At 72.8% G+C, this 14,520-nt stretch carries 12 protein-coding genes; 9 read left to right on the forward strand and 3 right to left on the reverse strand.

Features of this window, described 5'->3' with window-relative positions; translation table 11 throughout:
• Window positions 1–10: 10 nt before the first annotated feature.
• From sucB to BRM3_RS11750, 3 genes are all read right to left on the reverse strand, one after another.
• A complete protein-coding gene (gene sucB, locus BRM3_RS11740) occupies window positions 11–1,801 on the reverse strand; it encodes a 2-oxoglutarate dehydrogenase, E2 component, dihydrolipoamide succinyltransferase (RefSeq protein WP_263593488.1) in 1,791 nt (596 codons plus the stop codon).
• A 25-nt stretch (window positions 1,802–1,826) separates the two neighbouring features.
• Entirely contained in the window at window positions 1,827–3,236 is a 1,410-nt protein-coding gene (gene lpdA / locus BRM3_RS11745) for a dihydrolipoyl dehydrogenase (RefSeq protein WP_263593489.1), read from the reverse strand.
• Window positions 3,237–3,350: 114 nt separating this feature from the next.
• Window positions 3,351–4,805, reverse strand: coding sequence for a leucyl aminopeptidase (locus tag BRM3_RS11750; RefSeq protein ID WP_263593490.1), 1,455 nt, complete (start codon window positions 4,803–4,805; stop codon window positions 3,351–3,353).
• A 115-nt stretch (window positions 4,806–4,920) separates the two neighbouring features.
• On the opposite strand from BRM3_RS11750, the gene BRM3_RS11755 reads away from it, so the two are divergent.
• From BRM3_RS11755 to BRM3_RS11795, 9 genes are all read left to right on the forward strand, one after another.
• Window positions 4,921–5,280, forward strand: a complete 360-nt coding sequence (locus tag BRM3_RS11755; RefSeq protein WP_263593491.1) for a hypothetical protein — start codon at window positions 4,921–4,923, stop codon at window positions 5,278–5,280.
• Window positions 5,280–5,732, forward strand: a complete 453-nt coding sequence (locus tag BRM3_RS11760; protein ID WP_263593492.1) for a hypothetical protein — start codon at window positions 5,280–5,282, stop codon at window positions 5,730–5,732. Before BRM3_RS11755 ends, BRM3_RS11760 begins: the two co-directional genes overlap by 1 nt.
• A 24-nt stretch (window positions 5,733–5,756) precedes the next feature.
• Entirely contained in the window at window positions 5,757–6,836 is a 1,080-nt protein-coding gene (locus BRM3_RS11765) for a quinone-dependent dihydroorotate dehydrogenase (RefSeq protein WP_263593493.1), read from the forward strand.
• Between the two features lie 29 nt (window positions 6,837–6,865).
• Window positions 6,866–8,230, forward strand: coding sequence for a replication-associated recombination protein A (locus BRM3_RS11770; RefSeq protein WP_263593494.1), 1,365 nt, complete (start codon window positions 6,866–6,868; stop codon window positions 8,228–8,230).
• A 151-nt stretch (window positions 8,231–8,381) separates the two neighbouring features.
• Window positions 8,382–9,008 carry a 30S ribosomal protein S4 gene (rpsD, locus tag BRM3_RS11775; RefSeq protein WP_263593495.1) on the forward strand — a complete coding sequence of 209 codons (627 nt, stop codon included), beginning with the start codon at window positions 8,382–8,384 and terminating at the stop codon, window positions 9,006–9,008.
• Between the two features lie 114 nt (window positions 9,009–9,122).
• On the forward strand, window positions 9,123–11,813 hold the full coding sequence (gene alaS / locus BRM3_RS11780; protein WP_263593496.1) for an alanine--tRNA ligase: 2,691 nt from the start codon (window positions 9,123–9,125) through the stop codon (window positions 11,811–11,813).
• Complete coding sequence (gene ruvX / locus BRM3_RS11785) at window positions 11,810–12,364, forward strand: Holliday junction resolvase RuvX (protein ID WP_263593497.1); 555 nt, start codon at window positions 11,810–11,812, stop codon at window positions 12,362–12,364. The genes alaS and ruvX overlap by 4 nt, the downstream gene beginning before the upstream one ends.
• Window positions 12,361–13,557 (forward strand): endolytic transglycosylase MltG, encoded by a 1,197-nt coding sequence (gene mltG, locus BRM3_RS11790; protein ID WP_263593498.1) that lies wholly within the window; start codon window positions 12,361–12,363, stop codon window positions 13,555–13,557. The genes ruvX and mltG overlap by 4 nt, the downstream gene beginning before the upstream one ends.
• Window positions 13,554–14,420: a shikimate dehydrogenase family protein gene (locus BRM3_RS11795; RefSeq protein WP_263593499.1), complete on the forward strand. Its 867-nt coding sequence runs from the start codon at window positions 13,554–13,556 to the stop codon at window positions 14,418–14,420. Before mltG ends, BRM3_RS11795 begins: the two co-directional genes overlap by 4 nt.
• Window positions 14,421–14,520 lie beyond the last annotated feature (100 nt).

Raw genomic sequence — 14,520 nt, forward strand, 5'->3', positions numbered from 1 at the left:
CGCGACGTGGTCACAGGCCGAGCTCGCCCTCGAAACGGCCGTCCTCGAGACGGCGCTTCATGTGGGTGAGGAAGCGGGCCGCGTCGCCGCCGTCGACCAGACGGTGGTCGTAGGACAGGAACAGGTACATCATCGAGCGGATCGCGATGACCTCGTCCCCGGCCTCCGTCGTGATGACGGCGGGCCGCTTGACGATCGTGCCGCAGCCCAGGATGCCGACCTGCGGGTTGGGCACGATCGGGGTGTCGAACAGGGCTCCGCCGGAGCCGGTGTTCGTGATCGTGAAGGTCGCACCCTGCAGATCGTCGGGGCCGAGCTTGTTGCCCTTGGCCCTCGCGCCGAGCTCGCCGATCTGGCGCGCCAGACCCGCCAGGTTGAGGTCGCCCGCGTTCTTGATGACCGGCACGACCAGGCCGCGCTCGGTGTCGGCGGCCATCCCGATGTTCTCGGAGCCGTGGTAGACGATCGAGTCGCCGTCGATCTCCGCGTTGAGCTTCGGGTAGGTCTTGAGCGCCTCGACGGCCGCCTGCATGATGAACGGCAGGAAGGTCAGCTTGGCGCCCTCGCGCTGGGCGAACGCGTCCTTGGCCTTGCCGCGCAGCTTCGCCACGTTGGTCATGTCGACCTCGACCGCGGTGGTCAGCTGGGCCTGGGTCTGCAGGGACTCGACCATGCGCGACGCGACGATCTTGCGCAGGCGCGACATCTTCTCGGTCGTGCCCCGCAGCGGGGAGGCCTCGACGGGAGCCGGTGCCTTCGACGGCGCGGCAGCCGGTGCCGAGGGCGCGGCCGGGGCGGACTGCTGCTCGGCGGCCTTCTTCTGCTCGTCGATGGCCTGCTGCACGTCCTGCTTGCGGATGCGGCCGCCGACGCCCGTGCCCGCGACGGAGCTCAGGTCGATACCGGCCTCGTGCGCGAGCTTGCGCACGAGCGGGGTCACGTAGCCGGGGCCGTCCGACGAGCCGCCCGAGACGGTCGAAGAGGCCTGCGGGCGCGGGGCCTGCTGCTCCTTCGTGTCCGTCTGCGGCGTGGAGTCGGTCTTGGGCTCCTCGGGCGCCGGCTTCTCGGCGGACTTCTCAGGCTCCGGCTCGGGCTTCTTCTCCTCGGCGGGCGCGGCCTGGCCGCCACCGCTCGGGGCGGGGGCCGAGCCGTCGCCGACGATCGCGAGCACGGCGCCGACCTCGGCGTCCTCGTCCTCCTGGACCCGGATCTCCTGGATGGTGCCGGCCACGGGGGAGGGGATCTCGGTGTCGACCTTGTCGGTCGAGACCTCGAGCAGCGGCTCGTCGACCTCGACGGTGTCGCCGACCGCCTTGAGCCACCGGGTGACGGTGCCCTCGGTCACGGACTCGCCGAGCGCCGGCATGGTGACCTCCTGGCCGCCGCCGCCCGAGCCCTGCGCGGCATCGGCGTCCTCGGCGGCGCCCGAGTCGGCCTGGCCCTCGCCAGGCTTGCTCTCGGAGCCCTGGGGCGCCTCCTCGTCGGTGGACGGGGCGGTCGTGTCGTCGGAGGCGAGGTTCTCGCCCGCGCCGCTGCCGGAGTCGTCCGCGGACGACGCGCCGGAGCCGTCGCCGATGACGACGAGGTCGGCGCCGACCTCGGCGTCCTCGTCCTCCTCGACGAGGATCTTCTCGATCGTGCCCGCGACGGGCGAGGGGATCTCGGTGTCGACCTTGTCGGTCGAGACCTCGAGCAGCGGCTCGTCGACCTCGACGGTGTCGCCGACCGCCTTGAGCCACCGGGTGACGGTGCCCTCGGTGACGGATTCGCCGAGGGCCGGCATCTTCACGGTTTCGGACATGGTGTTCTCCTCCTGCGGGGGCGGCTCAGGCGTGGGCGTGCAGCGGCTTGCCGGCGAGCGCGAGATGCGCCTCGCCGAGAGCCTCGTTCTGGGTGGGGTGGGCGTGGATGAGGGCGGCGACGTCCTCCGGGAAGGCCTCCCAGTTGACGATGAGCTGGGCCTCGCCGATCTGCTCGGACATGCGCGAGCCGATCATGTGGATGCCCACGACGGGGCCGTCCTTCTCGCGCACGAGCTTGACGAAGCCCTGGGTGCCGAGGATCTGGGACTTGCCGTTGCCGCCGAGGTTGTACTCGTAGGTCTCGACGCCGTCGTCCCCGAACTGCTCCTTGGCCTGCTTCTCGGTGAGGCCGACGGAGCCGAGCTGGGGCTCGCAGTAGGTCACGCGCGGGATGCCCGACTCGATGATCGGGGCCGGGTTCAGGCCCGCGATCTGCTCGGCGACGAAGATGCCCTGCTGGAAGCCGCGGTGGGCCAGCTGCAGGCCGGGCACGATGTCGCCGACCGCGTAGACGCCCTCGACGCTCGTCTGCAGGGTGTTCTTGTCGGCCAGGACGAAGCCGCGGTCCATCTCGACGCCCTGCTCCTCGTAGCCCAGGCCCTTGGTGTTGGGGCCGCGGCCGACGGCGACGAGCAGGTAGTCGCCCTCGAAGGTGGTGCCGTCGGCGAGGGTCACCGTGACACCGGAGTCGGTCTGCTCGGCCTTCTCGAAGAAGGTGCCGAGGGAGAACTTGATGCCGCGCTTCTTGAAGGCGCGCTCGAGTGCCTTGGACAGCGACTCGTCCTCGTTCGCGGCGAGGTGGGGCAGGCCCTCGACGATCGTGACGGACTCGGCGCCGAGCGACTTCCAGACGCTCGCGAACTCGACGCCGATGACGCCGCCGCCGAGGATGATCGGGTTCTTGGGCAGCTGCGGCAGCTGGAGGGCGACCTCGGAGTCGATGATGCGGCCGCCGAGCTCGAGGCCCGGGAGGGTCTTCGAGAAGGAGCCGGAGGCGAGGACGATGTTCGTGCCGGTCAGCTCGCGGGTGCCGCCCTCGGTCTCGACCGTGACGGTGCGCGGGCCGGTGAGGCGCCCGAAGCCCTCGACGTACTCGATGCCCTTGGCCGCCTTCACGAGGCCCTGGAGCCCCTTGTAGAGACGGCCCACGATCTTGTCCTTGAACTTCAGGACCGAGTCGACGTCGATGGACTCGACGTTCATGGTCACGCCGACCTCGGCGCCCTCGGCCGCGGTGTCGGCGACCTCGCCGACGTGCAGGAGGGTCTTGGTGGGCACGCAGCCGCGGTGCAGGCACGTGCCGCCGAGCTTGTCCTTCTCGACGATGGCGGTGCGCAGTCCCAGCTCGGCCGCCCGCAGCGCAGCGGCGTAGCCGCCGCTGCCGGCGCCCAGGATCACGAGGTCGAAGTTCTGGTCAGTGGTCTGTTCCGCCACGTTCGTGCTCCCTTGAGATGTGAGGGGATGTCGGGACCATGCTAGGGCACAACCTGCGCGCACGAACGCCCGTCCCCGCGTTCGGGTCCGGGGGTTCGTGCACCTGGGCGGCGGTCAGGCGGCGCGGTCGGCGAGCACCTGCAGCACGGTGCGCACGCTCATGCCCGTCGCCCCCTTGCCCATGTAGCCCAGCGGGCTCGAGGCGTAGGCCGGGCCGGCGATGTCGAGGTGGGCCCATTCGGTCTCGCCGACGAACTCGCGCAGGAAGATCCCGGCGGTCAGCGCGCCGCCGGCCCGGTCCCCGACGTTGCGGAGGTCGGCGACGAGGCCGTCGAGGTCCGCACGCAGCTCGGAGGGGAAGGGCAGCGGCCAGAACGGCTCCCCGGCGGCCTCGGAGGCGTCGAGGACCGTGCGGCGCCCCTGCTCGGTGCCCATCACGGCGGCCGTGCGCTTGCCGAGCGCGACCACGGCGGCGCCCGTGAGCGTCGCGACGTCCATGACCAGGTCGGGCGCGTCGGCGACCGCGTCGACGAGGGCGTCGGCCATGACCATGCGGCCCTCCGCGTCGGTGTTGAGCACCTCGACGGTGGTGCCGTTGCGCATTGTCACGACGTCGCCGGGGCGCTGGGCGCCGCCGCCGGGCAGGTTCTCGGCGAGCGCGAGGTAGGTGGTGACGTGCACGGGCAGGCCGAGGGCCGCAGCGGCGACGGTCGCCGACAGCACGGTCGCGGCGCCCGTCATGTCGGAGGTCATCTCGTCCATCCCGGCGGCCGGCTTGAGCGAGATGCCGCCCGAGTCGAAGGTGATGCCCTTGCCGACGAGCGCGACGTGCTGGGACGCGTCCGCGGGCCGGTAGTCCAGACGCACGAGGCGCGGCGGGCGCACGGAGCCCTGGCCGACGCCCACGATGCCGCCGTAGCCGCCCTCGTCGAGCTGGTGCTCGTCGAGCACGGTGACCTCGACGGGGAGGTCGGCGACCGCGGCGGCGGCGCGGCGCGCGAACTCCTCGGGGAACAGGAGGTTCGGCGGGGTGTTGACGAGGTCGCGCGTGAGGTTCACGGCGTCGGCCACGATCCAGGCGCGGTCGAGCGCACCCTGGACGGTCGACGCGTCCTGGGCGCCGAGCACCTCGACGCGCTCGAGCGCGGACCGGGCGTCCGCGGTCTTGTGGGCGGTGAAGGCGTAGGCGCCCAGCAGGGCGCCCTCGGCCGCGGCGGCGAGCTGCTCGTCGGACGCGCCGGGCACGGCGAGCGCGGCCGAGCCGGAGCCCGCGAGCGCACGGGTCGCGGCGCCCACGGCGCGTCGCAGGTCCTCGGCGGGCACGTCGGCCAGCGCGGAGGCGCCGAGACCGGTGAGGACCACCGAGGCGGCGGCCAGTCCCGCGGGGGCGGGGATGCGGCGCACCTCGTCGAGGGTGCCGCGCAGCCCGATCGCGCCGGCCACGGCGGTCAGGGACTCGGGACCCAGCACGCGGGGGCCGGCGTCGCCGTGGCCCGTGAGGACCGGGAGGATGAGGACATCGGCGGTGACGTCCTCGACGGATGTCGAGGTCAGAGAGATATCAGCCATGCGTTTATCGTAGGGGAGGCTGTCGGCGCCCGGGTCCCGGGGAGACGGCCGCCGGTCGCGGATCCGTCGGCCGGCTGGCGCACGAGGTCCTGCGGGGCGGGAGCGGACGGTCGATGTGACGGTGCTCGTGATCGCGACGTACGTCGTGTGCGCCCTGACGGCGCTGCTCGGCGTCTACTACGTCGTCAAAGATCTCGCCGCGGACCTGGTCCTGCTCGGGGGCTGCGCGCTGCTGCTGATCGTCTGGGGCGTGCAGGCGTCCGTGCTGGCCGTGCACGATGCGACCGGCGGCGTCGTCGAGGACCCGATCACCCTCTACGGCTACCTCCTGAGCGGCATCGCCCTGCCCGCGGCGGGGATCTGGCTGGGCTTCGGAGAGCGCAGCCGCTGGGGGAGCGCGGCGATCCTGATCGTGGCCGTGACCATGGCGGTGCTCGAGCTGCGCCTGCCCCAGATCTGGCCGGGAGGCTTCTGATGACCCGACGTCCCACCCGCGCCCCGGCACGCCGCGGCGAGCGCGGCTTCGCGACCGTCCTGATCGCCCTGTACGGCGTGCTCGCCTTCGCCGCGACCGGTCGCGCGGTCTACGAGGTCGCCGTCAAGTTCGGCGAGGCCCCGCTCTCGTATGTGCTCTCGCTCGTCTCCGCGGTCACCTACGCGGTCGTGACGGTGCTGCTCGTGCGCCGCGGCGGAGACTCCCGCGCGGCGCTGTACGTGTGCCTCTTCGAGCTCGCGGGCGTGCTCGTGGTCGGCACCCTCACGGTCGCCGCTCCCGGCCTCTTCCACGCCCACACGGTGTGGTCGCAGTTCGGCGTGGGCTACGGGTTCTTCCCGGTGCTCCTGCCCGTCGTCGCGATCTCCTATCTCCTGTGGCGTCGCCGCGCCGTGCGCGCCGGGCTCGGGGACGGACGGCCCGTCCGGGCCTGAGACGCCGTGACGTACCGTGAGCGCGTGAGCCGCAGCCCCTATCGCGTCCTGTTCGACCTCGTGCTGTCCCGCCTCGATCCCGAGCGCGCCCACCACCTGACCGTCGACGCGCTGCGCGCCGCCCAGGCGGTGCCCGGAGGGCGCGCCGTGCTGCGCCGCGTGTTCGGCCACGGCACCGGCGACGCCGCGCCCCGCACCGTGCTGGGCGTCCGCCACGGCAACCCCTTCGGCCTCGCCGCGGGCTTCGACAAGGACGCCGAGGTCGCCCTCGCGCTGCTCGACCTCGGCTTCGGCCACGTCGAGGTCGGCACCATCACCCCGCGCCCCCAGAGCGGCAACGACCGCCCCCGCTCCTTCCGGCTCGTGCCCGACGAGGCGCTCATCAACCGGATGGGCTTCAACAACGAGGGAGCCGAGGCGGCGGCGCGACGCCTGCGCCGCGTCCGCGCGACCCGCCGGGGCCGCGACGCGGTGATCGGCGTGAACATCGGCAAGAACAAGACGACGCCGCCCGAGCGCGCGGCCGACGACTACCGGATCGGCGCCCGCGTGCTCGGGCCCTCCGCGAGCTACCTCGCCATCAACGTCTCCTCGCCCAACACGCCCGGTCTGCGGGACCTGCAGAGCGTCGACGCGCTGCGCCCGATCCTGCGGGCGGTCACCGAGGAGGCCGCCGTGGTCGGCCGCCGGCGCGGGCGGGCTCTCCCGGTCCTGGTCAAGATCGCCCCCGACCTCCACGACGAGGACCTCGTGTCGATCGCCGAGCTGGTCCAGGAGGTCCCGCTCGCCGGCGTGATCGCGACGAACACGACCATCGCGCGGCCCTCCTCGCTGCGCACCGACCGCAAGCGCGTCGAGGCGATCGGCGCGGGCGGCCTCTCGGGCCCCGTGCTCGCCGACCGCTCGCGCGCCGTGCTGAAGCTCCTGCGGGACGCCCTCGGCCCCGACCCGGTCCTGATCAGCTGCGGCGGGGTCACGACCGCCGAGGACGTCCAGGAGCGCCTCGAGGCGGGCGCCGACCTCGTGCAGGGCTACACGGCGCTCATCTATCAGGGGCCGTCGTGGCCGGGCAGGATCGCGCGCCGGCTGCGCCCCGCGCCCTGAGCGTCCGACCCCGCGCCTACCCTGGAGACATGGACGACGACCTGTTCTCCCTGGCCGGCGACGCGCCGGCACCGCGCACCCTCGGCGATCGCAACCGCGACCACCGGGCGCCGCTCGCGGTGCGGATGCGGCCCCGCAGCCTGGACGAGGTCGTCGGCCAGCACGCCGTGGTCGGCGAGGGCTCGCCGCTGCGGAGGCTGATCGCCGCCGACGACTCCCGCACCTCACCGGCCTCCGTGATCCTGTGGGGGCCGCCCGGCACCGGCAAGACGACGCTCGCTTACGTGGTGGCGGCGTCCGGCGACCGGGAGTTCGTCGAGGTCAGCGCGGTGCTCGCGGGCGTCAAGGACATCCGCGAGGTGGTCGACGCGGCACGTCGACGGCTGCGCACGACCGGGCGCGAGACCGTGCTGTTCGTCGACGAGGTGCATCGCTTCTCCAAGTCGCAGCAGGACGCGCTCCTGCCGAGCGTCGAGAACCGCTGGGTCACCCTCATCGCGGCCACCACGGAGAACCCGTACTTCTCGGTGATCTCGCCCCTGCTGTCCCGCTCGATCGTGCTGACGCTCGAGTCCCTCGACCGGGAGGACCTCGACCGTCTCGTCGATCGCGCCCTGGGCGACGAGCGCGGCCTGGCCGGGGCCGTGACACTCACCGACGCGGCGCGCGAGGCACTCCTGCGCCTCGGGGGCGGTGACGCCCGGCGCATCCTCACCTCGCTCGAGGCGGCCGCCGCCGCGGTGCTCATGGACGGCGGCACCGAGATCGACGACGAGGCCCTCGCCAAGGCCGTCAACGTCGCCTCGATCCGCTACGATCGCGCCGGCGACCAGCACTACGACGTGACGAGCGCGTTCATCAAGTCGATGCGCGGGAGCGACGTCGACGCCGCCCTGCACTACCTCGCACGCATGATCGTCGCGGGCGAGGACCCCCTGTTCATCGCCCGTCGCGTGGTGATCGCCGCGAGCGAGGAGGTCGGCATGGCCGATCCCACCGCGCTCCAGGTCGCGGTCGCCGCGATGCAGGCGGTCCAGAACATCGGCATGCCCGAGGGGCAGCTGGCCCTGGCCCAGGCGGTCATCCACATCGCGACCGCCCCGAAGTCCAACGCCGGGACCGTCGCGATCTCCGAGGCGATCGCGGACGTGCGGGCCGGGCGTGGCGGGGCGGTGCCCGCGCATCTGCGCGACGCCCACTACTCCGGCGCCACGAAGCTCGGGCACGGCTCGGGCTACACGTACGCCCACGACGCTCCCCACGCGGTCGCCGCCCAGCAGTACGCCCCCGACGACCTCGTGGGCACGGACTACTACCGGCCCAAGCCCTACGGGGCGGAGGCCGACGTGACCCGGCGCGTCGAGGTCCTGCGGCGCATCACCCGGGGCGGCTGACTGTCCTGGTGCCGGGTGATGCACTCCACAGCGGCGCGCACGTGACCTGCGGCGTCGTCGGTTGAGCGGGGCAGGGGCGTCCGGTAATGTTCCCGGATGAATCCGCGGCTGCCTTTCTTGGATTCATTGCGTTCGAACAGAGGTTAACTTCGTGACCAACGTCACCCGTGCGCGTCGTCAGGCGCGCCTCTCCCGAGCCCTCGGGCTCCCGCTGACCCCGAAGTCCGTCAAGTACTTCGAGAAGCGCCCGTACCCCCCGGGCGAGCACGGCCGTGCCCGTCGTCGGACCGAGTCCGACTACGCCGTCCGTCTCCGCGAGAAGCAGCGTCTGCGCGCCCAGTACGCGCTGCGCGAGAAGCAGATGCATCGCGCCTACCTGGACGCCCGCAAGGAGTCCGGCCTGACCGGTGAGTCGATGGTCGAGCTGCTCGAGATGCGTCTGGACTCCCTCGTGCTCCGCTCGGGCTTCGCCCGGACCATCCTCCAGGCCCGCCAGGCCGTGACCCACCGTCACGTGCTCGTCGACGGCAAGATCGTGGACCGCCCCTCCTTCCGCGTGAAGGTCGGCCAGACCATCCAGATCAAGCCCAAGAGCCAGGCCATGGAGCCCTTCCAGATCGCCGCCGAGGGGGGCAACGCCGACGTGCTCGCGTCGACCCCGTCGTACCTGTCGGTCGAGCTCCCCGAGCTCAAGGCGAAGCTCGTCTCCCGTCCCAAGCGCGCCGAGGTCCCCGTGACCTGCGAGGTGCAGATGGTCGTGGAGTACTACGCCCGCTGATCCCAGCATCATCGGCGAGAGCCCCGGCAGCCGTACTCCGGTACGCTGACCGGGGCTTTCGCGTCCACCACGCCCCGCACGCCCCTCGCCAGGGCACCAGGAAGGACAACCCTCATGCGCACATCCGAGGTCCGCCGTCGCTATCTCGACTTCTTCGCGAAGAAGCGCCACGAGATCGTGCCCAGCGCCTCGCTGGTCTCCGCGGACCCGTCGATCCTGTTCACCGTGGCCGGCATGGTGCCGTTCATCCCCTACATCGTGGGAACCGAGCGCGCCCCCTGGCCGCGCGCCGCGAGCGTGCAGAAGTGCATCCGCACCAACGACATCGAGAACGTCGGGCGCACGACCCGCCACGGCACGTTCTTCCAGATGGCGGGCAACTTCTCCTTCGGCGACTACTTCAAGGAGGGGGCCATCGACTTCGCGTGGGAGCTGCTGACCTCCTCCCTCGAGGACGGCGGCTACGCCCTGGACGGCGACCGCCTGTGGGTCACCGTCTGGGAGCACGACGAGGAGTCCTACGACGTGCTCACCCGCAGGATCGGGATGGACCCGCGCCACATCGTCAAGCTCACCCGCGAGGAGATCTTCTGGTCGACCGGGCAGCCCGGCCCCGCCGGCCCGTGCGCCGAGTGGCACTACGACCGGGGCCCCGAGTTCGGCCCCGAAGCGGTCGGCGGCACCGTGGACCCGGGCGGCGACCGCTACCTGGAGATCTGGAACCTCGTGTTCGACCAGTTCCTGCGCGGCGAGGGCTCCGGCAAGGACTACCCGCTCCTGGGCGACCTCGAGCAGACCGCGATCGACACCGGGCTGGGCATCGAGCGGCTCGCCTACCTGCTCCAGGGCAAGAACAACATGTACGAGATCGACCAGGTCTTCCCGGTCATCGAGAAGGCCCAGGAGCTGACCGGCAAGGTCTACGGACGCGGCGGCGAGGACGACGTGCGCCTGCGCGTCATCGCCGACCACGTGCGCAGCGCCATGATGCTCGTCTCCGACGGCGTGCGCCCCGGCAACGAGGGCCGCGGCTACGTGCTGCGCCGCCTGATCCGTCGTGCGGTGCGCTCGATGCGCCTGCTGGGCTACGACCGCCCGTCGATGTCCGAGCTGCTGGGCGTCTCCGTGCGGGTGATGGCCGAGTCCTACCCGAGCCTCGAGACCGACTTCGCGCGCATCTCGGACGTCGTCCTCGCCGAGGAGGACGCGTTCCGCCGCACCCTCGAGACCGGCACCGCGATCTTCGACCAGGTCGCCGGCGGCGTGAAGTCCTCCGGCGGCGCGACGGTGTCCGGCCAGGACGCGTTCCGCCTGCACGACACCTACGGCTTCCCGATCGACCTGACCCTCGAGATGGCCGAGGAGGTCGGGCTCCGGGTCGACGAGGAGGGCTTCCGCTCCGCGATGGCCGAGCAGCGCGACCGCGCCCGCGCGGACGCGGCCTCCAAGAAGACCGGCCACACCGACACGGCGCTCTACAACCAGCTGCTGAGCGCGCGCGGCGGCGAGAGCGTGCCCTTCCTCGGCTACACCGACGACACCGCGGCGGCCACCGTCGAGTCGGTGCTGCTGGACGGCCGGCTGGTCCAGCGCGTCGAGGCGCCCGCCGAGGTCGAGGTGATCCTGGACCGCACCCCGTTCTACGCGGAGATGGGCGGCCAGCTCGCCGACCGCGGCCGCATCTCCCTCGAGGGCGGCGGCATCGTCGAGGTCGACGACGTGCAGGCTCCGATCAAGGGGCTGACGGTGCACCGCGGCCGCCTCGTCGAGGGCGCCCTCGAGCAGGGCAGCCCCGCCATCGCGAGCATCGACGTGATGCGGCGCGGCGCGATCGCGCGCGCCCACACCGCGACCCACATGGTCCACAAGGCCCTGCGCGAGGAGCTCGGCGAGAACGCGACCCAGGCGGGCTCGGAGAACTCGCCGGGACGTCTCCGCTTCGACTTCCGCTTCGGCTCGTCCGTGCCGCGGTCCTCCCTCGAGCAGGTCGAGGGGCGCGTCAACACGCTCCTGCAGGACGAGCTCGAGGTCACCGATCAGCAGATGCCGATCGACGAGGCGCGCGCCGCAGGGGCGATGGCCCTGTTCGGCGAGAAGTACGGCAACGTCGTGCGCGTCGTCTCGATCGGCGGGGACTGGTCCAAGGAGCTGTGCGCGGGCACGCACGTGCGCTCGACCGGCTACCTCGGCACCGTCCAGCTCATGGGCGAGGCGTCGATCGGCTCGGGCGTGCGGCGCATCGACGCCCTCGTCGGCCAGAACGCCTACCGCTTCCAGGCCAAGGAACACGCGCTCGTCTCCCAGCTCAGCGAGCTGATGCGGGTGAGCGCCGACGACCTGCCCGAGCGGGTCCGCTCGCTCACCCAGCGCGTCAAGGACATGGAGAAGCAGCTCGCCGCGATGCGCGGCGCCCAGCTGCAGGCGCAGGCGGGCACGCTCGCCGCGCAGGCGATCGAGACGGCCGGCGTCCGCCTGCTCGTGCACGACGCCGGTGAGGGCGTGGGCGCGGGGGATCTGCGCACCCTCGTGACGGACCTGCGGTCGCGGCTCGGCGACGACCTGCCCGCCGTGGTCGCGGTCGCCGGGTCCGCCGACGGCCGTGCCGCGCTCGTGGTCGCGACCAACGCTCCGGCGCGCGAGGCGGGCCTCGCGGCCGGCGCCCTGCTGCGCACGGGCGCCGAGGCGATGGGCGGCCGCGGCGGCGGCAAGGACGACCTCGCCCAGGGCGGCGGCGGAGACCCCGAGCGCTCCGGCGCCGCGCTCGACGCGGTGCGCGCGGCCGTCACGGCGGCAGGGGAGCGGTGACCGGCACGGCGCACGAGGCCGGCGGCGCCCCGGCACGCTTCACGCGCCTGGGCGTCGACGTGGGCGACGTGCGCGTCGGCCTGGCCCGCAGCGACCTCGACGGGCTGCTCGCGACGCCCGTCGAGACCCTCGCGCGACCCGACGCGGCGCGTCGCGTCGCCGAGGTCGCGGCGGCCGAGGAGGCGCGTGTCATCATGGTCGGGCTGCCGCGCTCCCTCGACGGTCACGAGGGCCCGGCGGCGCACAAGGCGCGGAGCTTCTGCGACGAGCTGGCGCCCGCGCTGGACGCGGTCGGCAGCCCCGCCGCGATCCGCCTCATCGACGAGCGTCTGACGACGGTGTCCGCGCATCAGGCGCTGCACACCTCGGGCCGGCGCGGGAAGAAGCACCGCAGCGTGGTGGACCAGGTCGCGGCAGTCATGATCCTGCAGCAGGCGCTCGACGCCGAGCGGGCGACGGGACGCGAGGCCGGTGAGACGTTCGTCCGCACCCCTGCCGGTGCGGACGCCCCTTCCGCGGGGACGAGCCCCCAGGACCAGGAGACCGCATGACGAACGACGACGAATCGCTGCTGGACGAGCTCGCCGGCGCCCACGACGGGGACCACCACGACGAGCACGACCAGCACGAGGACGGCCACGCCGCCCCGGCCAGGGGCCGGCGCCGCGGCGACCGGCATCGTTCGCCCCTGCGCGCGATCCTCCCCGTCCTGCTCGTGGTCGTCGTGCTGCTCGGCGCCGGCATCGGCGGCGTCTACGGCTACCGGTGGGTCACCGGCAACGTCTCCGTGCAGAAGGAGGAGACCGACTACCCGGGCCCCGGCACGGGCGAGGCGACGATCGTCGTGCACGACGGCGACTCCGGCGGCGACATCGCCAAGTCCCTCGTCGAGGCCGACGTCATCAAGTCGACGGGCCCGTTCACGACGCAGTTCGCCAACAGCCCCGACGCCTCCTCGATCTCCCCGGGCACCTACCGGCTCAAGAAGCAGATGAGCTCCTCGGACGCCCTCAAGCTGCTGCTGGATCCGTCGAGCCGGGCCGGCACGCGCGTGACGATCCCCGAGGGCATGCGCATGTCGGCGATGTTCGAGAAGCTCTCGTCGTCCACGGGCATCCCCGTCGCCGACTTCGAGGCCGCGATCAAGGACTACACCGCGCTCGGCGTGCCCGCGAACCCCGCCAACAGCCCCGAGGGCTACTTCTGGCCCGGCACCTACGACGTGCCGGAGGACGCGACCGCGGCCGACGTGCTCACGATGATGGCCGGGCGCATGCAGGACGAGCTCGCCAAGCGCGGCGTCAAGCCCGAGGACGAGCACCGGGTGCTGACCCTCGCCTCGATCGCCGAGAAGGAGGCCCGGTCCTCCGACGACTACGGCAAGGTCGTCCGCACGATCGACAACCGCCTGGCGGGCGTGGGCGAGGCCGGCGGCAACCCCATGCGCCTCCAGCTCGACTCGACCGTCGCGTACGCCTCGGGCAAGAACACGATCTCGACGACGCCCGAGGAGCGCGCCTCGGACTCCCCGTACAACACGTACGTGCACGACGGCCTCCCGATCGGCCCCATCTCCAACCCGGGCGGTGCGACGATCGACGCCGCGCTCAACCCGCCCGACGGCCCATGGCTGTACTGGGTCACCGTCAACACCGACACCGGCGAGACCAAGTTCGCGGCGACCAAGACCGAGCACGACGCCAACGTCCGGGAGTGGCAGGAATGGGCCAAGACGAAGGGATGAGCGTGCCGCGGACGCCCGCCGCTCCGCGGCGCTTCGCGGTCGTCGGCTCGCCGATCGGCCATTCCCTGTCGCCGGTCATGCATCGCGCCGCCTATGCGGCCCTCGGCGTCGAGGACGCCTCCTACGACGCCCACGACGTGCCCGAGGGCCATCTCGCGGCCTTCCTCGAGGGGCCCGTGGGGGAGGACCTGACGGGCCTCAGCGTGACGATGCCGCTCAAGCGCGAGGCCTTCGCGATCGCGACGGAGCGCGATGCGACGGCCGAGGCGCTCGGCATCGCCAACACGCTCGTGCGCCGCGCCGACGGATCCTGGCGCGCCGAGAACCACGACGTGCACGGGATCGTCGCCGCCATCGCCGGCCTCGGGGCCCCCGCTCCGAGGACTGCGACGGTGATCGGCTCGGGGGCCACCGCGCTCAGCGCCGTCGCGGCCCTCGCCGAGCTCGGCGCGCACGACCTCTCCCTCACCGCCCGCCGGGAGGCGGCCCTCGAGCCGCTCGTCGCGCACGCGCGCGCCCTCGGCATGCGGACCCGGATCGAGCCCTGGGCCACGCGCACACGCACCCTCGAGGTCGACGCGGCCGTGTGCGCCCTGGCCCTCCCCGGCGCCCAGGACCTCGCCCGCGAGCTGCGGGAGGACCCCGCCGCGCCCCGTCCGGCCGTGCTCATGGACGTGCTCTACGACCCGTGGCCCGCCCCTGTCGCCGCGGTCCTCGGACGGCGCGGGAGCGCCGTCGCGAGCGGCGTCGACATGCTCGCCCATCAGGCACGACGACAGGTCGAGTCGATGCTGCCGGTGCCGCGCGCCCCCCTCGAGCCGATGCTCGAGGCGGCCTGGGCCGCGCTCGCGGCGCGCGCCTGACGCCGGGTCACGAAAGGGCAAAGACTCGGGCGAGGCGGTCCCCGCTCCGGCCGATCCGTGGTGTGATGCCGAGCACGTGCCTGTCCTGCGACGGGCGCTC

The sequence above is a fragment of the Brachybacterium huguangmaarense genome (assembly GCF_025725725.1).
Taxonomy (GTDB): domain Bacteria; phylum Actinomycetota; class Actinomycetes; order Actinomycetales; family Dermabacteraceae; genus Brachybacterium; species Brachybacterium huguangmaarense.

What these genes read in the sequence shown, in the direction of transcription:
- sucB (WP_263593488.1), bottom strand. Translation starts at nt 1,801, where the DNA reads ATGTCCGAAACCGTGAAGATGCCGGCCCTCGGCGAATCCGTCACCGAG.
- BRM3_RS11750 (WP_263593490.1), bottom strand. Translation starts at nt 4,805, where the DNA reads ATGGCTGATATCTCTCTGACCTCGACATCCGTCGAGGACGTCACCGCC.
- BRM3_RS11760 (WP_263593492.1), top strand. Translation starts at nt 5,280, where the DNA reads ATGACCCGACGTCCCACCCGCGCCCCGGCACGCCGCGGCGAGCGCGGC.
- BRM3_RS11770 (WP_263593494.1), top strand. Translation starts at nt 6,866, where the DNA reads ATGGACGACGACCTGTTCTCCCTGGCCGGCGACGCGCCGGCACCGCGC.
- alaS (WP_263593496.1), top strand. Translation starts at nt 9,123, where the DNA reads ATGCGCACATCCGAGGTCCGCCGTCGCTATCTCGACTTCTTCGCGAAG.
- mltG (WP_263593498.1), top strand. Translation starts at nt 12,361, where the DNA reads ATGACGAACGACGACGAATCGCTGCTGGACGAGCTCGCCGGCGCCCAC.
- BRM3_RS11795 (WP_263593499.1), top strand. Translation starts at nt 13,554, where the DNA reads ATGAGCGTGCCGCGGACGCCCGCCGCTCCGCGGCGCTTCGCGGTCGTC.